This window comes from Micromonospora sp. NPDC047557 (genome assembly GCF_043205095.1).
Taxonomy (GTDB): Bacteria; Actinomycetota; Actinomycetes; order Mycobacteriales; family Micromonosporaceae; genus Micromonospora.
In genome coordinates this window covers 407,063-427,753 of record NZ_JBIDDK010000002.1, presented here as the reverse complement: position 1 = coordinate 427,753, position 20,691 = coordinate 407,063, and the positions used below count along the sequence as shown (strand labels likewise).

Below are 20,691 nucleotides of genomic sequence, written 5' to 3'. Positions count from 1 at the left end.
CGCCGACGCCAGCGGGCGGAGACGGCCGGCAGGTGAGGCTGCTCGGCTCAGTCCAGCGTGACCACCCAGCGGGCGCCCTCACCCCGGGCGAGCCGGTCGAACGCGATGGGCGCCTCGTCCAGCCCGAGCGTGCCGCTGACCAGCACGCGCAGATCCAGCGTGCCGTCGGCGAGCTCACCGGCCAGCACCGGCACCTCACGGTCCGGGTCGGACGAGCCGTACACCGAGGAGCGCAGCGTACGCGCGGAGTGGAAGATGTCGAGTGCGCCGAGGCTGACCATGTCGTCCTTGGCGCCCATGCCGACCACGGTTACCGCTCCCCCGCGCCGGGTGAGCCGCCACGCCGCCCGGATCGTGGCGGCCCGCCCGACGCACTCGAAGGCGTGGTCGACGCCCCGGCCCTCGGTGCGTGCCCGCACCTCCTTGGAGAGCCTGTCGTCGGAGAGCAGAAAGTCGGTGGCCCCGGCGGCGAGGGCCAGGTCCCGCTTCGCCTCGGCCACGTCGACGGCGAGGATCGTCGTGGCGCCGGCGCGGCGGGCGGCGGCGAGAACGGCGAGCCCGACCCCGCCGAGCCCGACGACGGCGACCGACTCGCCGGGCGCGACCCGGGCGGTGTTGCCGACCGCGCCGACGCCCGTGAGCACCGCGCAGCCGAGCAGCGCGGCCTGCTCGGCGGGCAGCCCGGCGGGGATCGGTACGACGGCGCTCTCCGGCACCACCACCGCCTCGGCGAGCGCGCCGAGACCCAGCGTGAGGTGCAGCGGGATGCCGTCCTCGGTCTCGCCGCGCGCCACGGTCGGGGCGGTGTTGGCGGCGCAGAGCCACGGCTCGTCGTGCCTGCACCACCAGCAGGCCCGGCAGGCGGGCGCCCAGTTGAGCACCACAGGCGTGCCGACCGGCAGCCGGGTGCCCGCCCCTGCCTCGGCCACCACGCCCGTCGCCTCGTGCCCGAGCACCAGCGGGAACGTCGCGGCCAGAGTGCCGTTGACCATGGACAGGTCGGAGTGGCAGACGCCGGCCGCCCGGATCGTCACCCGCACCTCGCCGGGGCCGGGCGCGGGCAGGCGTACCCGCTCGACCCGCAGCGCGGCGCCGGGCCCGCGCGCGACAAGCGCGCGGACGGTGACCGACGCGTCCGCCGGCTCAGCGCTAACCGCCGGCACGGCCGCCGGCTCCGCGCCCACCCCCGGCACGGCCGTCGGCTCAGCGCCGCTCATCGCTGGATCGCCTTCAGCTCGCAGAACTCGGCGAGCCCGTGCACGCCCAGCTCCCGGCCCAGGCCGGACTGCTTGTAGCCGCCGAAGGGCGCGAGTGGGTTGAACGCCGCGCCGTTGATGTCGACCGCACCGGTACGCAACCGCCGCGCCACCGCGAGCGCCGCCTCGGTGTCGGCGGACCAGACCGCGCCGGCCAGCCCGTAGCGCGAGTTGTTGGCGATGGCGACGGCCTCGTCGGTGTCGTCGAACGGGAGAACGGCGAGCACCGGGCCGAAGACCTCCTCCTGGGCGAGCGCGCTGTCCGGGTGCACGTCGGCGAAGACTGTCGGGGCGACGAAGTGCCCCCGCGCCGGCACCGGGGCGTCCGGGCCACCGGCGACGAGGCGGGCGCCGTCGGCGAGAGCCCGCTCGACGTGGCCGCGCACCCGCGTCGCCTGGGCGGCGGAGACCAGGGGGCCGAGGCGGGTGGCCGGGTCGAACGGGTCGCCGACGCGGTAGCCGGCCACCGCCGCCGCGACCAGGTCGAGCGCCTCGGCGTACCTGTCGCGGTGCACCAGCATCCGGGTCCACGCCGTGCAGGTCTGGCCGGAGTTCATCAGGGCGTTGCCGACGCCGACCTTGACCGCGGCGGCCAGGTCGGCGTCTTCGAGGATCACGTTGGCGGACTTGCCACCCAGCTCCAGCGCGACCCGGGCGATCCGGTCGGCGGCGAGTCGCATGATCCGGGTGCCGGTGGCGGTGGAGCCGGTGAACGAGACCAGGTCGACGTCGGGGTGCCCGGCGAGCGCCTCGCCGACCGCCGCGCCGGTTCCGGGGACCAGGTTGAGCACACCCGGCGGCAGACCGGCCTCGGTGACCGCGTCGAAGAGCAGGTACGCGGTCAGCGGGGTCAGCTCGCTGGGCTTGAGCACGACCGTGCAGCCGGCGGCGAGCGCGGGCGCGACCTTCGCCATCACCTGGTGCAGGGGGTAGTTCCACGGGGTGATCGCGCCGACCACGCCGATCGGCTCGCGCACGACGAGGGAGTTGCCGATGGTCTCCTCGACCGGCGGCCGGGCGGCGAGCGCCACGTGGTCGCGCAGCACGATCAGCGGCAGCGCGACCTGCACGCGGGTGGCGAGCTTGAGCGGGGCGCCCAGCTCGGCGGCGACGGTGCGGGCGAGGTCGTCGGCGCGCGCCGCGAGCGCGGCGTGCAGCCGGTCGAGGTACGCGGACCGTTCGGCGGGCGCGGTGGCCGCCCAGCCGGGAAAGGCGGCGCGGGCGGCGGCGACGGCGGCGTCCACATCGGCCGCGGTGCCGGCGGGCACCTGGCCGATCAGCTCGCCGGTGCTCGGGTTCTCCACGTCGATCACGTCGGTGCCGGCGGGAGACGTCCACTCGCCGCCGATGTGCAGGTGGCGCCGGAGGCGCAGGGCATCGGGCAGCAGCGACGGCGGGGCGGCGAGGTCCATGGCGTCCCTTCCGGGGTGGGCGACGGGCGATGGGGGCGGGCTGGGCGGCGGGCGAAGGCGACGGGGTCGCGGCGGGCGATGAAACTAGCGCTGGGAGTTTGGACGCTACCCGCTGGGCCGCCCGGACTCCACCGGCCCGACGGTGCGGGCGTACTCGGCGGCCAGCCCGTGCAGCAGCGCGTCCAGGCCAAGGGCGAAGGCGCCCTCGTCCACGCTCTGCTGGTGCTCGGCGAGCCGGTGCGCCTGACGCAGGTGCGGGTAGTGCGCGGCGTACAGCTCGGGGTCCTCGACGAATCCGCGGGCGAACGAGCCGAGCGCCGAGCCGGCCACGAAGTAGCGCAGCGCCGCGCCGATGTGGGTGGCGCGGGCCGGTGGCCACCCGGCGCGGACCAGGCCGCCGTAGACCGCGTCGGCCATGGCGAGGGCGGCCGGCCGGCGACCGGGCCCCTGGGCGAGGTACGGCACGATGTTCGGGTGCGCGGTGAGCGCCCGCCGGTACGACCAGGCCCAGTCGCGCAGCGCGCCGGCCCAGTCCCGGCCGGTGAAGCCGCTGGTGTCGACGGCGCCGGTGACCGCGTCGGCGACCGCGTCCAGGATCTCGTCCTTGGTGGCGAAGTGGTTGTAGAGCGACGGGCCCTGCACGCCCAGCGCGGCGGCGAGTCGACGGGTGGAGAGCGCGGGCAGACCCTCGGCGTCGATGAGCGCCGTGGCGGTGTCGACGATCAACTGCCGGGTGAGCCGGGGCCGGCGGGGTCGGGGCACTGCGCTCCTCGCGAGTCGGCGACACGGGGGTCTGGACGCATCAAAACTTACACCGCTAGTTTAGGGGTGACCGGCCGCACCGACGCCAGGAGGACCACCGTGGACTTTTCGCTCACCGACGAGGAGCGGGCGGTGCGGGACACCGTCCGGTCGTTCATCCGCCGCGAGGTGATGCCCCTGGAGGCGGAGGTGCTGCGCCGCGAGCGGGCGCACCAGCCGGGCCTGGACCACTCCGAGGTGCGCGAGTTGCAACTCAAGGCGCGCAAGTTCGGCTTCTGGGGCCTGGCGACCCCCGAGGAGTACGGCGGGATGAACCTGCCGGCCGTCCTCCAGTCGTTGATCTGGACGGAGCTGGGCCATACGTTCGTGCCGTTCCGCTTCGGCGGCGAGGCGGACAACATCCTGTTCCACGCCACCGAGGAGCAGAAGCAGGAATTCCTCATTCCGACGATCGAGGGTGAGCGGCGGTCCTGCTTCGCGATCACCGAACCGGGCGCCGGCTCGGACGCGGCAAACATCCGGCTCTCCGCCCGCCGCGACGGCGACGACTGGATCCTCGACGGCGAGAAGACCTTCATCACCGGCGGCCACGACGCCGATTTCGCCATCGTCGTCGCGGTGACCGACCGGGAGAAGGGCGCCCGCAACGGCGGCGCGACCGCGTTCCTGGTGGACCGGGCGATGGGCTGGCGCTCGGAGTTCATCCAGACCATGGGCGAGGGCGGGCCCGCGTCGCTGATCTTCGACGGCGTACGCGTGCCGCACCGCAACATCCTCGGCGAGATCGGGCAGGGCTTCACCCTCGGCATGGAGTGGATCGGCAAGGGCCGCTACACCATCCCGTCGCACGCCATCGGCATCGCCGAGCGGGTCCTGCAGATGGCGATCGACTACGCCAACACCCGCGAGACGTTCGGCGCGAAGATCGGCACCAACCAGGCCATCCAGTGGATGATCGCCGACTCGGAGACCGAGCTGGAGGCGGCCCGCTGGCTGGTGCTGCGCTCGGCGTGGACGGTCGACCAGGGCCTGGACCCCCGGCACGCCTCGTCGATGGGCAAGCTCTACGGCGCCGGCATGGTCAACCGGGTGGTCGACCGGGTGCTCCAGATCCACGGCGGTATGGGCTACACCCGGGAGCTGCCCATCGAGCGCTGGTACCGGCAGGTCCGGCTCTACCGCATCTTCGAGGGCACCGACGAGATGCAGCGGCTGATCATCTCCCGGGACCTGCTGCGCGGGTACACGAAGATCGGTGGCCACCTGGCCTGATGTGGAATGTCCGCCTTCCGACTGACGTGCAACGGGAGTCGGCCAGAAGACCCTGGCCACGGCGGCGACCCGTCTCGCCGTGTACGAGGGCGAGGGTTGGTACTACTACGACGGCGCCGGCAGCAACATCGTCCACTTCGGCCGCCTCGCCGACGGCCGGTGGGACATGAGCATCGGCATCGACCTGGAGTGGCAACCCCTCTCCTACACCGCCGCGACCTTCGGCGCCTGCTCCTGACGGCAGATTAGGACGGTCGGCCGCAGCCGACCGTCCTAATCTGCACGGGTCACCCGTTCAGCGCATCCAGGGCGGCGTCCACGTCCGCCTCGGTGGAGTAGATGTGGAAGGAGGCGCGGATCCGCCCGGCGCGGACCGCCGCCCGGATGCCGGCCGCGGCGAGACGCTGCTCCGCGCCGGGCACCTCGATGGTGACGATGGCGCTGTCCCCCGGCGGCCGACCCAGGCCGGTCAGGAACCGGTTGGCCAGCGCCACGTCGTGCTCCTGGATCGCCGGCACGCCGATCTCGGCGACCAGCTCCATGGCGGGGGCCGCGCCGACCCAGCTGAACCAGGCCGGCGAGATGTCGAACCGGCGGGCGTCGTCGGCCAGCCGCAGCGGCGGGCCGTAGTAGGAGGCGTGCGGGTCGCGGCCCGCGTACCAGCCGGCGGCGTCCGGGCGCAGGCGCTCGCGCAGCGCCGGGGCCAGATAGGTGTACGCGGTGCCGCGCGGATTCATCAGCCACTTGTAGCCGCCAACGGCCACCACGTCGGCCCGGGTCCCGTCGAACGGCAGCCACCCGCACGCCTGGGTCGCGTCCACCACCACCAGCGCGTCGTGCGCGCGGGCCGCGGCCACGATCTCGTCGTACGCGGCGACCGAGCCGTCGGCCGACTGCACCAGGCTGAACGCGACGAGGTCGGTGTCGGCGTCGATCGCGTCGACCAGCCGGTCCGCCGGCACCGTGCGGACCGTGACGCCGCGCTCCTCCTGGACGAGCCAGGGGAACAGGTTCGAGGTGAACTCGATCTCCGGAACCACCACGGTGGCCCCCGCCGGCAGCCCCGCCGCCACCGGCGCCAGCATCTGGGAGACGGTCGCGCCGACCGCCACGTCACTGGCCGGCACGCCGATCAGACCGGCGAACGCGGTACGGGCCCGCTGCACCGACTCGCCCCAGCCCTCCCAGGACGTGCTGCCAACCCGCCAGCCGGCCAGGGCCTCCTGCACCGCCGACCAGGCCGGCTCGGGCGGCAACCCGTAGGAGGCCGTGTTCAACCAGCCGGGCTCCGGCTTCCACAACTGCTGTGCCTGCGCGATCTCCATGTCGCCGACGCTAGGCCCGGACCACCTCGCATGGGCACGGCCAATCGGCGATCGGCGGCCTGTGGCGCACGGACGAGCCCACTGTCGGCCGCGCGTGGGCGGGCCGGTCCCTGACGAACGTTATGACTCTGAGGTATAGATATGACACTGAGGTATGAGGCTCATCGGCGTATTACCGCGTCTCTGCGGCCGCACCTGCGAACGACCGACGTGGACGTGAGGCCCCGAACCACCGAACTCCGGTGTTCGGGGCCTCATCGCGTTCAGCCTTGCTTGGTGCAGGTCAGCACCACCAGCTCATCAAGGGCCACCTTGGCGCCCTTCTTGTGGGACTGCTTCGTCACCGTCCAGTTCTCCGGCAGGATCACGAAAGTGTCGTTCTCGTCGCCGCTACCGAGCTTGATGGTGGTGATGCCGAGCCTCTTCAACTTGTCCTGAGCCACGGCAGCGTTCAGACCGACCAGGTCCGGCATGACAACCGTGACCGGTGCGGGCGGAGGCGCCGGCTTCGTCGTCGGGGCCACGGATGGCGGCGCAGCGGCCGTAGTCACCGGCGCGGCGGGAGTGGCGGGGGCGGCGGTGGGCGCCGCGCCGTCGACCACGGCCCGCGCCGACGCCGAGGGCGTTGCCTGAGGGCTGTCGCCGCCGACGATCGCGCCGACGACGCCGATGCCGCAGCAGAGCAGCACAACAACGCCCACGACGATGCCGACGATCGCCCAGGTGCCCAGCTTGCGCCGGCCAGGGACGGGCGAGGGCTGGAAGCCGGGGTACCCAGCTGGTGGCGGCTGCGGGCCGGGGTAAGGCTGTTCGGGTGGTTGGTAGGTCACGCAGAGGAGTCTGGTGATCTTCACCGGCTTTTGACAGGGGCCACTTGGTCACTGAAGATCAACCACGGGTGGCGTGAGCTGCACAACAGGCTTTCCTGCCTCGCTAGACGTACTGCACCCGTCACCACTTCCGGTCTCGACCGACCGGTTCGCCATCAGCGCCGCGGGTGGATCCGGGTGAGGCTGTCGGCGAGGCCGGCGAGCCAACGGTCGACCTCCACCAGGTGGCGTACCGCCGAGGAGTCGACGTCGCCGAGCAGCGGACGGACCCGGTCCACCTCGTCGACACAGTCGGTCGGGGCCGGCACCGGGCCCGCGGCCCGGCCCTGTGCCACCTCGCCGGCCAGTTCGTCGTACGCCGACCGCAGTTGCCCGGCCGCGTCCCGCAGCAGGGCCGCCGCCGCCGGCCAGCCGGCGAGACAGCCGGGCGGGTTGCGGCGCAGCAGCGACTCCGCGCCGGGCACCACGTGCTGCCCCGCGCCCAGGGCGGCGTCCCAGTCCACCCGCGCGCGCTGCGGGTCGTGGCGCTCGGAGTGGTACTGGCAGTAGGACGAGTCGACAAGGACCATCCGCTGGCGGACCCGATCGAGGTCGTCCTCGGGCGGCGGCGCGTCGCCGAGCACCGCCTCGACGGTCCGCTCGACCGCGTCCCCGCTGGCCGTCAGGTACCGCGCGGCGTTGTGGCGCAGGTCGTGGCTCGCGCCGCGCGGCCACATGGCGACGCCGGCGAGCACACCGATCACCGCGCCGAGCCCGACGTCGACCAGCCGGGCCTCGGCGAGCCGCCAACCCTCCGGGCTGAGCTGGCTGAACACGACGGTCAGCAGCAGGGTGAACAGCGCCTGCTGCCAGACCGGGCCCAGCAGCCGACCGACACCGAACGCCAGCAGCAGCGTGACCGGCAGAACGACGGCGTACACGATGGGGTCCTCGACGAGGAGCACCAGCAGGCCACTGACGACGACGCCCGCGATCGTGCCGAGCACTGCGGGTCGCAGCGCGGTGCGGGTGTCGGCGGCCGAGGTCCGCAGGACCGTGAGGGTCGCCAGGAGCACCCAGAAGCCGTGGTTGAGCTGCAACACCCCGGCGGCCACCCGGGCGACCGACAGCGCCACGGCCAGTCGAAGCGCGCTGTGCAGGTGGGCGGAGCGGGGTGCCAGGTGGGAGCGGAACTGCCACCAGTACAGCGTCCACGGGCTGTGGCGCGCGTACTCGAAAAGTCTGGGGTATGCCTCGCCTCCGGCGGGCCGCGCCCCGGCGGCGACCCGGGCACCGACGGCGAAGACCCGCACCTGGTCGGCGAGGGCCAGCGCGGTCGCGTCCCGGCACATCCGGGGTACGTCCGGCGCGTCGCCGCCGCCCCGCCCCACCGGGTAGGCGGCCTCGGCCGCGCGGATCGCGACGTCCAGGCCAGCGAGGTCGACCGGCGGCGCACCCGGTGACAGGCTCCGGCCGGCGGCCCGGGTCGTCTCAGCGCAGGTGCGCACCAGCCGCGCCGCCGCCAGCTCTCCGATCGGCTCCGGCGGGGCGTCCCCCGCGAGCCGGTCCGCCTCGGCGAGCACCTCCCGCAGCGCCGCCGCCGAGATCCGCAGCGCCCGGTCCTGGGCGCCCGCCGCGGTCGGCGCCCGCTCCGGCGGGTTGCGACCCAGACCGAGCGGGGCCACCAGGTCGTACGCCCGCGCGCGCCGGCTGTCCCGACCACCGTGACCCGCGTGCGGGTCGGTCAGCGCGTCGGCGGCGTCGTCGAGGAACGCCCCGACGCCGTCCGCCGCCCGGGTGAGCAGCTGCCGGTAGGTGACCGGCACCGGATCGGGCCAGAGCAGCACCTCGGCCGCGGCGAGCAGCACGACCGCGAGCGTGACCCCGCCCAGTCGCTGCGGCAGGGTGCCCGGTTGGTACGGCGGAAAGGACGCCAGAATGTAGAAGAGCTGGAACGCGCTGGCCAGACCCACCAGCCGCGGATTCCCGACCCCCGCGAACGCCACGACGAACCCGACGACCAGCATTCCGCCGGCCGCCGCCCACGTGCTCCACGCCAGCAGCGTGCCGGCCGCGATCAGCGCCCAGACCGCCGGCAGCGACGTGACGAGGATCCGCGCCCGCTGCGGCGCCGGACCGGGCAACTGGGCGAACGACCCGGCGGCGATCGTGCCGAACAACCCGTACGTGGCGAGTACCGGGCTGCCCGCCCCGTACCGGCAGGCGTAGAAGATGAGGGACGCGACGAGCGTCAGGCGCACCGCGCGCCGCAGGACGGCGTCCCCCGGGTCACGGCGGCGCAGCCGGCCAAGGAGGCTGGTTGCGAGCACGCCTGCTCCCCCGGTTCGTCGCGGCACCCCTTCCCGACCCACCATTCTCCACCGCACCCCGCCACGGGCTGCGGGTTTGGCGACGAATCACCGCCGACGGCCGCCGCGCAGGCCGAAGCGGAGCGCCCGGAACAGGGTGCCGGGGCGGCTCAGGGCGGCCGGGTGGTCGAGCATTGTGGTCACCCGCCCCAACCGGGCGTTGAGCACCGGGTCGGTGAGCGACGCCCGGAAGAGCAGATCGCCGAACCACTTGGTGACCAGGTAACCGGGCGGGTACGGCCCGTCGACGTGCGGCAGCTCGATGTCGGCGGTGGTGGAGACCTGCCAGGCGGCGTCGACCACCACGCGGACCTGGTCGAAGTACGCCCGCGCGGGCTCGTCGTGCGGCTTCGGCCCGGACCGCAGATAGTTTGACAGGCAGGAGGCGTGCAGCGTCGCGGAGGTCATGCCCTGGCCGTACACCGGGTTGAAGGACGCGACCGCGTCACCGGCGGCGACCAACCCGGCGGGCAGGCGGTCGAGCTTATGGAAGTCGCGGCGTCGGCTGTCCGCCTGGTGGTACGTGACCACCGGGCCGAGCATCTCCCCGTGTTCGGCGATGTCGCCGAACATCTGCGGGTAGTGCTCCCGGCAGCGGGTGGTGAAGTCGGCGACATCGCGGCTGGGCCGGTCCCCGTCGTAGCCGGCGACCAGCATGATCCAACGGTCCCCTTCGACCGAGTTGATCCCGCCGATCCGGGCGGTACGCCCCTTGCCCGCCATGGTGTGGAAGACCGCCACCCAAGCGTCGCTGACCTTCTCGTCGCGCTTGTAGAGCGCCGTCGCGTAGTTCAGCTTGATCGGCATACGGTGCATCGGCGGGCGCGGCCACCCCTCCTCGGCCAGCCAGTCACTCAACCGGCTGGACCGGCCCATCGCGTCCACCACCAGGTCCGCCGTTTCGACGACCGGCTCGCTGCCGCCCTCGGGCACGTACCGGGCGCCGGTGACGCGCCGCTCGTCGAAGAGGAGGCCCTCGGCCCGGCCGTACACCATCTGGATGTTGTCGACGGCGAGGGTCCGCCGACGGACCAGCGCCTCCAGGAACGGACGCGTGGTGATCAACGCCGGCCCGGTGCCGGTCGCTGCCGGCGGCAGACCCAGTACGCCGTTGATGAAGACCTTCGCGGTGTCCTGGTCGCGCGGCGGCGGAGGGGCACCGAGCGCCAGCGCCTCGTCGGCGATGCCGGGAAACCAGCGTTCCAACTGGACCTGACCGGCGGGCAGCAGCGCGTGCACCTGGCTGCCCTGGGGCACCCCCGGCCGAGGCCCGCCGTCGACATCGGACGGATCGCGTTCGATGATCAGCACTTCCTCGGCGTGATCGCTCAAAACCCGGGCCGCCAGCAACCCGGCCATGCTGCCGCCGAGCACCACCGCTCGCCGCATGACCACTCTGGTCTCGGCCGGTCGTTCGGCCGTCGCTATCTCCGCGAAGAGCCGGGACGGAGAGGGTGCCATGCGATCACTCCTCGAACGGTCGGGAAACCTCGGCATCCACGACCGTAACCACCGCAGCGCCCGCCGTCAGCGTTCAGTTGGCCCGCTGGCGTAGCGCCGGGCGGCGCGTTTCACGACCGAATCACCGCCGCGAGGGCCGACGGCGCGCTACGCGGTGGTGCGTCGCCACTGTTGGCTGGCGCCGGTGCCGCAGGTCCACTGCACGGCCTGAGCACCGTCCGCCGTGGCGGCGTTCAGCACGTCGAGGCACTTCCCGCTGTGGCGGGCCACGAGCCTGACGTAGCCGGTCCCGAGGTCCTCGACGCGCCACTGCTGGTTGGTGCCGCCGTTGCAGGTCCACTGGATCACGCGGACGCCGTCGGCGGTGGCGCCCGCCCCGCCGTACACGTCGAGACACTTGCCGCTGCTGACACTGGTCACCGTCGAGTAGCCGCCGCTGACGTCCTGGAACCGCCACCGCTGGTTGGCCTGCCCGTTGGCGCCCCACTGCACGACGTTGGCGCCGTCGGCGGTGGACGCGTTGTAGACGTCGAGGAGCTTGCCGCTGTGCCGCGCGGCCACCGTGTAGGTGGTCGGCGTGGGGGCGGTGGTCAGCGGCGCCACCCGGTACAGGCCGCTTCCGTGGGCGGGGATGGATCGGGTGAGCGTGCCGGTGACGGTGCCGAGACCGGCACCGGACCACAGGTCGGTGACGGTGGCCGAGCCGATGCCCAGGTCGGCCAGGTTCACCGAGACGTTGGCGGTCGCGCTCTCGCGGTTGAACAGCGCCACGTACCGGTGGTCGGTGCCGGGAACGTCGGCGGTCCACACCTGCCGGGTGCCGCCGACGAGCTGCCGGTTGTTGGCGCTGTTCTGGTCGACGGCGAGCACCGCCGCGTTGGTCATCAACGCCAGCTCGGCGGCGCGGTTCTCGACCAGGTTGCCGCCCCACATCAGCGGGGCCCGGTTGATCGCCCACAGGGTCATGAGGGTGCGCTGCTCGTCGGCGGTGAGCCCGGAGTAGCGGGGTGCGCCGACCGGGCCGTACTTCGACAGCCGCCCGATCGGAATCATGTCCGGATCAGGCCAGGCGCCCGTCGTCCGGTACGGCGTCCAGTTGCGCAACTGGTCGAACAGCGCGTCGAGCGACGACCAGTTGTCCCACAGGTCGTTGACGATGCGCCACATGTGCGCGTTGTCCCGTACGTGTCCGCCACTGGCCAGCGGTGTCGCGCCGGGCGAGAGGCTCAGCACCATCGGCCGACCGCTGTGCTGGATCGCCGTCCGGTAGCCCTCGACCTCGGCCTGCCGGTACGTCGGGGCCGCGATGTCGTCCACCTTCACGTAGTCGACACCCCAGCTGGCCAGGAGCTGGAAGACCGAGTCCAGGTACGCCTGCGCGCAGGCGTTGGACATGTTCAGACCCCACATCAGGTTGAGCCAGGCCGCGGTGGTGGTGTTGTTGATCTGGTTGGCCCGGCAGGTGGTGCCGAGGATCGGCACGTTGTCCGCGACCGCCTGCCGCGGGATGCCGCGCATCAGGTGGACACCGAACTTCAGTCCCTGGGCGTGCACATAGTCGGCGAGAGGCTTGAACCCGTTGCCGCCCGCCGCCGAGGGAAACCGCGTGGTGTCCGGCAGCAGCCGACCGTTGGCGTCCATCCGCAGCCGGGGATTGAGGTTGGCGTCCTGGTTGGGGCTGTTGTTGTGCTGGCCCGGGTAGTACCAGGCCCAGTCGATGACGACGTACTGCCAGCCGTGCTGGCGCAGGTTGTCGCGCAGGTAGTCGGTATTGGCCCGGACGTCGGCCTCGGTGACGCTCCAGTTGAACGAGTCGTAGCTGTTCCACCCCATCGGCGGGGTGTTCGCCGTGCCGTTGTCCCAGGCCGCGGCGGGCTTCGGGGAGACGACGGTGAGGCCGACGGCGAGCAGCACGACCAGAGCCGTGAGCCCGGCCATCCGCCGTGCAGTGGAACGCGCGAGGACGAGCGTCATCGGACCTCCCGACAGACAGTGGTGGTTGTCGATGTTAACGCTCACACCTCGACTGTCAAGTCCACACATGACGGCCTTGATCAAGGGACGACCGCGTCGGCTGCAAGCCATGCCGATGTGCTGGTGAGCGGTATACCGCAGAGGTATGAATATGACTCTGCGGTATACCGCTCACTACCGCATCCCCCCACCGGTAATGACCGCCGGCTGCGCCCACCCCCAGCCAGTGGGAGCCCGTGACTGTCGCGAAACGACCGGCGCAACCGCAACCGATCTTGGAGGGTCACCGACCCGATCGAGGCATGCCGATGGTACGTATGGCTCATGACCTACTTCGCGGACCTGACGCCGTACACGTACCTGGAGCGGCACGAGGACGAGCCAGGGGCAGCCGACGAGCCGTGGCCAGACCTGCCGCTGCTCAACGTCGGTTGGCTGGATGCCGCGCATCCGTACCCGACCGGCGCTCCCCCGGACGGGTTGATGCCAGCTCTGACGGCACTGGCCAAGGCACGGGTCCGCCAGACACGCGGGTACCACTACTGCGAAATCTGCGTCCGGGACCTGGGCGAGGACGCCAGGGAAGCCATCCGGCAGGGCGTGATCGCCCGCGAGAGCGCCGAATTCGAGGTCCAGGGCGATGGCGTCGTGTACGCCGCACCTCAGCTGCTGCTCCACTACGTCGCCGCCCACGAATACCTGCCACCGGCTGAGTTCTGTGCGGCCGCCCTGGGGGCAATGAGCTGACGCTTGTCGACGCGTCACACCAGGCGTTGGATCGACAGCTCGCGTGGGGCCCTCAAGACGGCCTCCGCTCAACGCCTCGCCGACGCCGCTCTCGCAGGGCAACCGCTCGCCTGGCTCGCCCCTCCCCCACCGCAGCCATAGGGACACCATCGGTCCTTGACGCCCGGTGGTGATCGACACGAGATCAGCGATATCGGGGTGTCCTACGTGCTCGGATAACCCGACATCGCCGAACTCGAGTCGATCAAAACCGCGACCGGGTCAGGCGGGGACGCCCGCTGGCGCGGTCGATTCGTCCCTGCGTGCCGCCGACTCGTCCTCGTCGTGGTCGTCGAGCATTGTGGCCTCGTCGAACGGGTCGTCGCCGCGCAGCACACCGGCCGCCCGGTCCCTGTCGAACTCGCCCGTCCAGGTGCCGACCAGGACTGTCGCCACCGCGTTGCCGGCGAAGTTGGTCAGCGCGCGGGCCTCCGACATGAACCTGTCGATGCCCACGATCAGCCCGACGCCGTCCACCAGGTCGGGCCGGTGGGACTGGAGCCCGCCGGCCAGGGTCGCGATGCCGGCGCCCGTGACGCCCGCCGCACCCTTCGAGGCAATGATCATGAACAGCAGCAGCGAGATCTGCTCGCCGATGGAGAGCGGGTTGCCGAGCGCGTCGGCGATGAACAGCGATGCCATCGTCAGGTAGATCGCCGTGCCGTCGAGGTTGAACGAGTACCCGGTCGGCACCGTGATGCCCACGACCGGCTTGCTCACGCCGAAGTGCTCCATCTTGGCGATCAGCCGCGGCAGCGCCGACTCCGACGACGACGTCGACAGGATCAGCAGGAACTCCCGGCCGAGGTAGCGCAGCAGCGAGAAGATCGAGATCCGGGCCACGAACCACAGGAGCGCGCCCAGGACGACCAGCACGAAGATCAGACAGGTGGCGTAGAAGCCGAGCATGATCTGGGCGAGGCTCTTGAGGGCGTCCACGCCTGTCGCGCCGACGACGGCCGCCATCGCGCCGAACGCGCCGATCGGCGCCAGCCACATGATCATGGCGAGGACCTTGAAGACCACCCGCTGGACGAGGGCGATCGCGCCGAGCACGGGCTCACCGCGCCGGCCCATCGTCTGCACGGCGAAGCCGACGAGCAGCGCCACCAGCAGCGTCTGGAGCACCTCACCCTCGGTGAGCGCGGAGAACAGCGTCTTCGGGATGATCCCGAGCAGGAACTCCGTCGTACCGCCGGCCTCGTCTCCGGCGGCGGCCTTGCCGGCGCCAGCGAGGTCCTGGCCGAGGTCCAGGCCGGAGCCGGGGTGGATGAGGTTGCCGACGACCAGGCCGATGGCGAGCGCGACGGTCGACATGGTCAGGAAGTAGCCGAGGGCGAGCCCGCCGACCTTGCCGACCTTCGCGGCCTGCCGGACCGAACCGACGCCCAGCACGATCGTGCAGAAGATGACCGGGCTGATCATCATCTTGATCAGGTTGACGAAGCCCGTGCCGATCGGCTTGAGTTCCTTGCCGAAATCGGGGGCGACCAGGCCGACCACGATGCCGGCGAGCACGGCCACGATGACGGCCAGGTACAGGTAACGGGTACGGTCCCGGCGGGCCGACGGCTCCGCCGTGGTGGTGGATGCGGTGGTGTCCATGTCGACAATGTGAAGCGCGTCTCACCCGTTGACAAATTTGCGGTCATTCTGTTCACCGCGAAAACCCGAGGAGGTGGTGGAGGTGGCCCGACGGCAGTGGAGCATCGCGGGGCAGCTGTTCGCCCTCCAGGCGGTGGTGGTGACGCTGCTCGTGCTGGCCGGCGCGGCGGGCGCCGTCTGGCTGGCCCGCGTCGACTCGCGCCAGGCCGCGCAGGAGGAGGTGCTCGCGGTGGCGCAGACCGTTGCCGGCTCCCCCGACGTCCGCGCGGCCCTCACGACCGCCGACCCGGCCAGCATCCTCCAGCCGTACGCCGAATCGACCCGGCTGGCCACGGGCACCGACTTCGTCGTCGTGATGGCCCCCGACCGCACCCGTTTCTCACACCCGACCCGGGACCAGATCGGCGAGCCGTTCGTCGGCGAGATCGGGCCCGCCCTGGCGGGTCGCGCGTTCACCACCACAAACGTCGGGACGCTCGGCGAGTCAGTGCGCGCGGTGGTGCCGGTGTACGACGAAGAGCGGCGCATCGTCGGGCTGGTCTCGGTGGGCATCACCACCCGGGCCATCAACCGCAAGCTGCTGCGCCAGCTCCCCGTGCTGCTCGGCGTCGCGGCGCCGGCGCTCGCGCTCGCCGCGACCGGATCGTGGCTGCTCAGCCGCCGGCTGCGCCGCCAGACCCACGGCCTGGGACCGGCGCAGATGACCCGGATGTACGAGTACTACGACGCTGTCCTGCACTCGGTGCGCGAGGGTCTCGTGGTGCTTACCACCGATCGGCGGGTGGCGCTGATCAACGACGAGGGCCGGCGGTTGCTCGGTCTCGACGCGGACGAGCCGGTCACCGACCAGCCGGTGGCCGGGATCGACCTGCCGCCCGCCGTGGCCGAGCTGCTCGGCTCCGGGCGCGACGCCCTCGACGAGCCCATGCTGGCCGGTGACCGGGTGCTGGTGGCCAACCAGCGGACCGCCCGCTTCGAGGGGGCACCGCTCGGCACCGTGCTGACCCTGCGCGACCAGACCGAGCTGCGCACCCTCGCCAGCGAGCTGGACTCGGTGCGCGCGCTGACCGAGGCGTTGCAGGCGCAGACCCACGAGTCGGCCAACCGCCTGCACACCGTCCTCACGCTGGTGGAGCTGGGCCGCGCCGACGAGGCGGTCCGGCTCGGCACCCGGGACCTGGCCCACGCGCAGCAGCTGACCGACCGGGTGGTCGACGCGGTCACCGAGCCGGCCCTGGCCGCGCTGCTGCTCGGTAAGTCCGCCCAGGCCGGCGAGCGCGGCGTGGACCTCGTCATCGAGCCGGACTGCCGCCTCGACGACAGCCCGTTGCCGACCAACGACCTGCTCACCGTCGTCGGCAACCTGATCGACAACGCCCTGGAGGCGGTCGCCGGCACGCCCCCGCCGCGTACGGTGCGGGTCTTCGTCGGCGCCGTCGACGACGAGCTGGTGGTCCGGGTCGCCGACAGCGGGCCCGGGCTGGCCGAGGACCGGGTGGCGGACGCGTTCCGGCGCGGCTGGTCCACCAAGAGCAGCGGCCGGGGTCTCGGTCTGGCGCTGATCGGGCAGGTGGTCCGCCGCCACGGTGGCCGTCACGAGGTGGCCCGCTCGGACGACGGCGGCAGCCTGTTCACGGTTCGACTGCCGGTCGGCGGCCCGCGATGACCGACATTCGGGTGCTGGTCGTCGAGGACGAGCCGCTGCTGGCCGAGGCGCACGCCGCGTACACCGAACGGGTTCCGGGTTTCGTGGTCGTCGGGGTGGCGCACACCGCGCGGGCGGCCATGGCGGCCCTGCGCGCGGGTGGCGGCGGTGACGTGGACCTCGTACTCCTGGATTTTCGGCTGCCCGACCTGCACGGCCTGGACGTCTGCCGGGCGCTGCGCGCGGCCGGCAGCAGCGTCGACGTGCTCGCGGTGACCTCCGCGCGGGACCTGGCGGTGGTGCGCACCGCGGTGTCCCTCGGGGTGACCCACTACCTGCTCAAACCGTTCACGTTCGCGGCGTTCCGCGACAAGCTGGAGCGCTACGCCGACTACCGCGCCCAGGCGCTCGCCGACGGTGAGGTGACCGCCCAGCACGACGTGGACCGGATGTTCGCCACCCTGCGCGGTACCACCGGGCACAGCCTGCCCAAGGGCCTCGACGCGCAGACCCTCAACCGGGTACGCGCGGCGCTGGCCGAGGGATCCCGCCCGGGGGCGGGGTTGTCCGCCACCGAGGTGAGCGCGGCGACCGGCATCTCCCGGGTGACCGCCCGCCGCTACCTGGAGTACCTGGTCACCATCGACCGCGCGGTGCGCACCCCCCGCTACGGCACCCCCGGCCGCCCCGAGGTCGAGTACCGCCCCCGCTGAGCGGTACGAGCGCTCCGCGCCCTGCGCTCCGCGCCAAGATCTGCGCAACTTCGCCGATGTTGCTGCCTCCGGCGCACGGGAGACAGCAACATCCCTGATGTTGCGCGGATCTTGACGCGAGGCACCGCCCCGCCAGGAATCTGGTGGCGGGGTGAAGATCCGTTGTTAGACTGGCCGAGTTGGGTCAGCGGTACGACCAGGGAGACCAGACATGGCGGGTGACGACGACATCTCCGGGTGAGACCGGACATGTTCGGCAACGGATTGGCGCGGATTCACGCAGCCGCCGTGGCCGTGACGTCGTTTCACCGGTTCCCGTTGTCGTCGGGCGGCTTGGACGCGCCCACCCCACCCTTTGAGGTCACTCGCATGTCTGATGCGTACATCGTCTGCTCGAACCTGTCCTTCTCCTGGCCGGACGACACCCCGGTCTTCTCGGAGCTGTCCTTCACCGTCCCGGCCGGTCGCACCGGCCTGGTCGCGCCCAACGGCGCCGGCAAGAGCACCCTGCTGCGGCTGATTGCCGGGGAGCTGACGCCCAGCGGCGGCAGCGTCACCGTCGACGGTGTGCTCGGTTACCTCCCGCAGACGCTGCCGCTGGTCGGCGACCTGACCGTGGCCCAGGTGCTCGGCGTCGCCGAGCGGATCGCGGCGCTGCACGCCATCGAGGCCGGCGACGCCAGCGAGGCGCACTTCGCCACCATCGGCGACGACTGGGACATCGAAGAGCGCACCCGCGCCGAACTGGACCGCCTCGGCCTGGGTGACCTGGCGCTCGACCGGCGGCTGCACACCCTCAGCGGCGGTCAGGTGATCTCCCTCGGCCTGGCGGCGCAACTGCTGCGACGGCCCGACGTGCTGCTGCTCGACGAGCCGACCAACAACCTGGACCTGGAGGCTCGGCACAAGCTCTACGACGTGCTGTCCGACTGGTCCGGGTGCCTGCTGCTGGTCAGCCACGACCGGGAGCTGCTGGACCGGATGGACCGCATCGCCGAGCTGGAACGAGGCGAGATCAACTGGTACGGGGGCAACTTCACCGCGTACACCGAGGCGGTGCAGGCGGCGCGGGAGGTGGCCGAGAGCAACCTGCGCAACGCCGAGCAGGAGGTCAAGCGGGAGAAGCGGGAGATGCAGCAGGCCCGTGAGCGGGCCGACCGGCGGGCCAGCAACGCCGCCAAGAACCTGAAGAACGCCGGTCTGGCCCGGATCGTCGCCGGTGGGCTCAAGCGCAGCGCGCAGGAGTCGGCGGGCAGGTCGCAGGAGACCCACTCGGCTCGGCTCGGCTCGGCCAAGGCCCGTCTCGACGAGGCCGGCCGGGCGGTCCGCGACGAGGACAAGATCACCGTCGACCTGCCGGACACCACCGTCCCAAGTGGGCGGACAGTCTTCTCCGGCCAGGGGATGCGGGCCCGCTTCGACGATCGGGAGCTGTTCGGCGGTGACGGCGCCGACCTGGTGATCCGAGGGCCGGAGCGGATCGCGCTCACCGGGGCGAACGGCGTCGGCAAGTCGACCCTGCTGCGCCTCGTCAACGGCGACCTCGAACCGGCCGGCGGCGAGATCAAACGGGCCGACGGGCGGATCGCGTACCTGTCGCAGCGGCTGGACCTGCTGGACCTCGACCGCACGGTCGCGGAGAACTTCGCCGCGTACGCGCCGAGCCTGCCGGACGCCAGGCGGATGAACCTGCTGGCCCGCTTCCTGTTCCGGGGCACCCGGGTGAACCTGCCGGTCGGGGTGCTCTCCGGCGGCGAGCGGCTGCGCGCGACCCTCGCGTGTGTGCTCTGCGCCGAACCGGCGCCGCAACTGCTGCTGCTCGACGAGCCGACGAACAACCTGGACCTGGTCAGCGTCGCCCAACTGGAGAGCGCGCTGTCCGCGTACCAGGGCGCCTTTGTGGTGGTGAGCCACGACGAGCGGTTCCTCGCCGAGATCGGCGTGCAGCGCTGGTTGCGGCTGGCCGACGGCCAGTTGCGGGAGATCGCGGCACCCGACCAGGGCTGAGCCGGCGTCGCGGCCCGGCCGGACGACGCCGGCCGGGCCGCTAGCGGATGTTGCTGGTGTGGCCCAGGGAGTAGCGACCGGGCTGAGGCCAGACGGTGAGGCCGTGCGGGCCCTTGCCGACCGGGATCCGGGCCAGCAGTTTTCCGGTCGAGGTGTTCAGCGCGTACACCTCGTCGGTGAAGCGCCCGGAGAGCCACAGCACCTTGCCGTCGACGGACAGGCCGCCCATGTCGGGGCTGCCGTTCGGGATCCGCCAGGTCGCGGTGCGCTTCAGGTTCGCCAGGTCGAGCACGGTCACCGTGCCCTCCTCGCGGTTGGTGACGTACGCCTGCCGGGCGTCCCGGCTGAAGTAGATGCCGTGCGCGCCCCTGCCGGTGGGGATGAACGCGGTCTGCCGGGTGGCCAGGCCATCGAAGACATACACCCCGTTTGCGCGCATGTCGGCGACGAGGAAGTGCTGGCCGTCCGGAGTCAGCCGGGTGTCCTGCGGCATCCCGTCGGGCGTCCGGGTGAGGCGAAACTCGCGCACCTTGCGCAGGGAGGCAGTGTCCAGCACCAGCATCCGGTTGGCGAACTCGCAACTGAACAGCATCGTCCGGCCGTCGGCGGAGTAGTCCATGTGGTTGATGCCGCCGCACTCGGGAAACCGCACCGACCGCACCCGCTGCCAGCTGGCCAGGTCGTAGAAGTCCAGTCGCTGGTACGCCTCGGCGACCACGATCGCCTGCTTGCCGTCGGGGGTGAAGTAGAGGTTGTAGACGTCCTCGAGATTGCGGAACTCGCCCGGCTCACCGGTCCGGGCGTCGATCGGGATCAGGCCACCCCGGGGGATCTGACTGGACGCCACGTAGAGCGTCCGCAGGTCGTAGGAGGGGACGACGTGCTGGGGCTCCGGGCCGCCGGGGAACTTCCCCACCACCTGGTACGTCCCGGGGTCGATCAACCAGACATCGTTGCTCTTGGTGTTTGGCACGTACACCATCGAGCGGTCGCCGCGTACCGCCTCGGTCAGCTGGTCGGGGCCGGCGGCAGCGTAGACGTTGCCGGCCGCCGGATAGGTCGGCATTCCCGGTGCCAACGGGCCGAAGGCGGTCGGTGCCGGCCCGGCCGCGGTCGCCCCGCCCGGGGTCGATGCGGCGTCAGCCTTCTCGGTGGGGCCCCGGTCGGTGCAGGACGCGAGGCCGGCCACCAGTGCCAGGGCGGGGGCCACGGTCCGCAGACGGCGACACGACATCATCCCAGCACGATAAAGGACATTTAGCCCAATATTGGGTGATCCCCCGAGGCCGACCAGG

At 72.0% G+C, this 20,691-nt stretch carries 16 protein-coding genes; 6 read left to right on the top strand and 10 right to left on the bottom strand.

The annotated features are described in order from the left end of the window. Positions 1–47: 47 nt before the first annotated feature. The 3 genes from ACGGAQ_RS09740 to ACGGAQ_RS09730 form a co-directional block, all read right to left on the bottom strand. Positions 48–1,217 (bottom strand): alcohol dehydrogenase catalytic domain-containing protein, encoded by a 1,170-nt coding sequence (locus tag ACGGAQ_RS09740; RefSeq protein WP_393046491.1) that lies wholly within the window; start codon positions 1,215–1,217, stop codon positions 48–50. Then, entirely contained in the window at positions 1,214–2,668 is a 1,455-nt protein-coding gene (locus ACGGAQ_RS09735) for an aldehyde dehydrogenase family protein (RefSeq protein ID WP_393046489.1), read from the bottom strand. Before ACGGAQ_RS09735 ends, ACGGAQ_RS09740 begins: the two co-directional genes overlap by 4 nt. 105 nt (positions 2,669–2,773) lie before the next feature. After that, a complete protein-coding gene (locus ACGGAQ_RS09730) occupies positions 2,774–3,430 on the bottom strand; it encodes a TetR/AcrR family transcriptional regulator C-terminal domain-containing protein (RefSeq protein WP_393046486.1) in 657 nt (218 codons plus the stop codon). A 99-nt stretch (positions 3,431–3,529) separates the two neighbouring features. On the opposite strand from ACGGAQ_RS09730, the gene ACGGAQ_RS09725 reads away from it, so the two are divergent. After that, complete coding sequence (locus tag ACGGAQ_RS09725) at positions 3,530–4,702, top strand: acyl-CoA dehydrogenase family protein (protein WP_354855998.1); 1,173 nt, start codon at positions 3,530–3,532, stop codon at positions 4,700–4,702. Positions 4,703–4,781: 79 nt separating this feature from the next. Beyond that, entirely contained in the window at positions 4,782–4,940 is a 159-nt protein-coding gene (locus tag ACGGAQ_RS09720) for a hypothetical protein (RefSeq protein WP_393046483.1), read from the top strand. Positions 4,941–4,989: 49 nt separating this feature from the next. On the opposite strand, the gene ACGGAQ_RS09715 is transcribed toward ACGGAQ_RS09720, so the two are convergent. From ACGGAQ_RS09715 to ACGGAQ_RS09695, 5 genes are all read right to left on the bottom strand, one after another. Beyond that, complete coding sequence (locus ACGGAQ_RS09715) at positions 4,990–6,027, bottom strand: aminotransferase class V-fold PLP-dependent enzyme (protein ID WP_393046481.1); 1,038 nt, start codon at positions 6,025–6,027, stop codon at positions 4,990–4,992. 263 nt (positions 6,028–6,290) lie between these two features. Beyond that, on the bottom strand, positions 6,291–6,857 hold the full coding sequence (locus ACGGAQ_RS09710; RefSeq protein WP_393046478.1) for a PASTA domain-containing protein: 567 nt from the start codon (positions 6,855–6,857) through the stop codon (positions 6,291–6,293). A gap of 155 nt (positions 6,858–7,012) precedes the next feature. Further along, positions 7,013–9,166, bottom strand: a complete 2,154-nt coding sequence (locus ACGGAQ_RS09705; RefSeq protein ID WP_393046475.1) for an FUSC family protein — start codon at positions 9,164–9,166, stop codon at positions 7,013–7,015. Between the two features lie 87 nt (positions 9,167–9,253). Further along, on the bottom strand, positions 9,254–10,666 hold the full coding sequence (locus ACGGAQ_RS09700) for an FAD-dependent oxidoreductase (RefSeq protein ID WP_393046473.1): 1,413 nt from the start codon (positions 10,664–10,666) through the stop codon (positions 9,254–9,256). 147 nt (positions 10,667–10,813) lie between these two features. Continuing rightward, on the bottom strand, positions 10,814–12,640 hold the full coding sequence (locus tag ACGGAQ_RS09695) for an alpha-galactosidase (RefSeq protein ID WP_393046470.1): 1,827 nt from the start codon (positions 12,638–12,640) through the stop codon (positions 10,814–10,816). 324 nt (positions 12,641–12,964) lie between these two features. Here ACGGAQ_RS09695 and ACGGAQ_RS09690 point away from each other — a divergent pair, with 324 nt between their 5' ends. Beyond that, a complete protein-coding gene (locus ACGGAQ_RS09690; protein ID WP_393046467.1) occupies positions 12,965–13,387 on the top strand; it encodes a hypothetical protein in 423 nt (140 codons plus the stop codon). A gap of 261 nt (positions 13,388–13,648) precedes the next feature. On the opposite strand, the gene ACGGAQ_RS09685 is transcribed toward ACGGAQ_RS09690, so the two are convergent. Continuing rightward, entirely contained in the window at positions 13,649–15,031 is a 1,383-nt protein-coding gene (locus ACGGAQ_RS09685; protein ID WP_393046465.1) for a cation:dicarboxylate symporter family transporter, read from the bottom strand. A gap of 82 nt (positions 15,032–15,113) precedes the next feature. Here ACGGAQ_RS09685 and ACGGAQ_RS09680 point away from each other — a divergent pair, with 82 nt between their 5' ends. From ACGGAQ_RS09680 to abc-f, 3 genes are all read left to right on the top strand, one after another. Beyond that, positions 15,114–16,697, top strand: a complete 1,584-nt coding sequence (locus tag ACGGAQ_RS09680) for an ATP-binding protein (protein ID WP_393046462.1) — start codon at positions 15,114–15,116, stop codon at positions 16,695–16,697. Further along, entirely contained in the window at positions 16,694–17,389 is a 696-nt protein-coding gene (locus ACGGAQ_RS09675; RefSeq protein WP_393046460.1) for a response regulator, read from the top strand. Before ACGGAQ_RS09680 ends, ACGGAQ_RS09675 begins: the two co-directional genes overlap by 4 nt. A 369-nt stretch (positions 17,390–17,758) precedes the next feature. Beyond that, positions 17,759–19,396, top strand: a complete 1,638-nt coding sequence (abc-f, locus tag ACGGAQ_RS09670; RefSeq protein ID WP_393046458.1) for a ribosomal protection-like ABC-F family protein — start codon at positions 17,759–17,761, stop codon at positions 19,394–19,396. Positions 19,397–19,436: 40 nt separating this feature from the next. Here the strand turns inward: abc-f and ACGGAQ_RS09665 are convergent, their stop codons facing one another. After that, positions 19,437–20,633: a hypothetical protein gene (locus ACGGAQ_RS09665; RefSeq protein ID WP_393046456.1), complete on the bottom strand. Its 1,197-nt coding sequence runs from the start codon at positions 20,631–20,633 to the stop codon at positions 19,437–19,439. Between the last annotated feature and the right edge of the window lie 58 nt (positions 20,634–20,691).

Coding starts and splice junctions, on each gene's coding strand:
- ACGGAQ_RS09740 (WP_393046491.1), bottom strand. CDS start 1,217: ATGAGCGGCGCTGAGCCGACGGCCGTGCCGGGGGTGGGCGCGGAGCCG.
- ACGGAQ_RS09735 (WP_393046489.1), bottom strand. CDS start 2,668: ATGGACCTCGCCGCCCCGCCGTCGCTGCTGCCCGATGCCCTGCGCCTC.
- ACGGAQ_RS09715 (WP_393046481.1), bottom strand. CDS start 6,027: ATGGAGATCGCGCAGGCACAGCAGTTGTGGAAGCCGGAGCCCGGCTGG.
- ACGGAQ_RS09700 (WP_393046473.1), bottom strand. CDS start 10,666: ATGGCACCCTCTCCGTCCCGGCTCTTCGCGGAGATAGCGACGGCCGAA.
- ACGGAQ_RS09695 (WP_393046470.1), bottom strand. CDS start 12,640: ATGACGCTCGTCCTCGCGCGTTCCACTGCACGGCGGATGGCCGGGCTC.
- ACGGAQ_RS09690 (WP_393046467.1), top strand. CDS start 12,965: ATGACCTACTTCGCGGACCTGACGCCGTACACGTACCTGGAGCGGCAC.
- ACGGAQ_RS09685 (WP_393046465.1), bottom strand. CDS start 15,031: ATGGACACCACCGCATCCACCACCACGGCGGAGCCGTCGGCCCGCCGG.
- ACGGAQ_RS09675 (WP_393046460.1), top strand. CDS start 16,694: ATGACCGACATTCGGGTGCTGGTCGTCGAGGACGAGCCGCTGCTGGCC.
- abc-f (WP_393046458.1), top strand. CDS start 17,759: ATGTCTGATGCGTACATCGTCTGCTCGAACCTGTCCTTCTCCTGGCCG.
- ACGGAQ_RS09665 (WP_393046456.1), bottom strand. CDS start 20,633: ATGATGTCGTGTCGCCGTCTGCGGACCGTGGCCCCCGCCCTGGCACTG.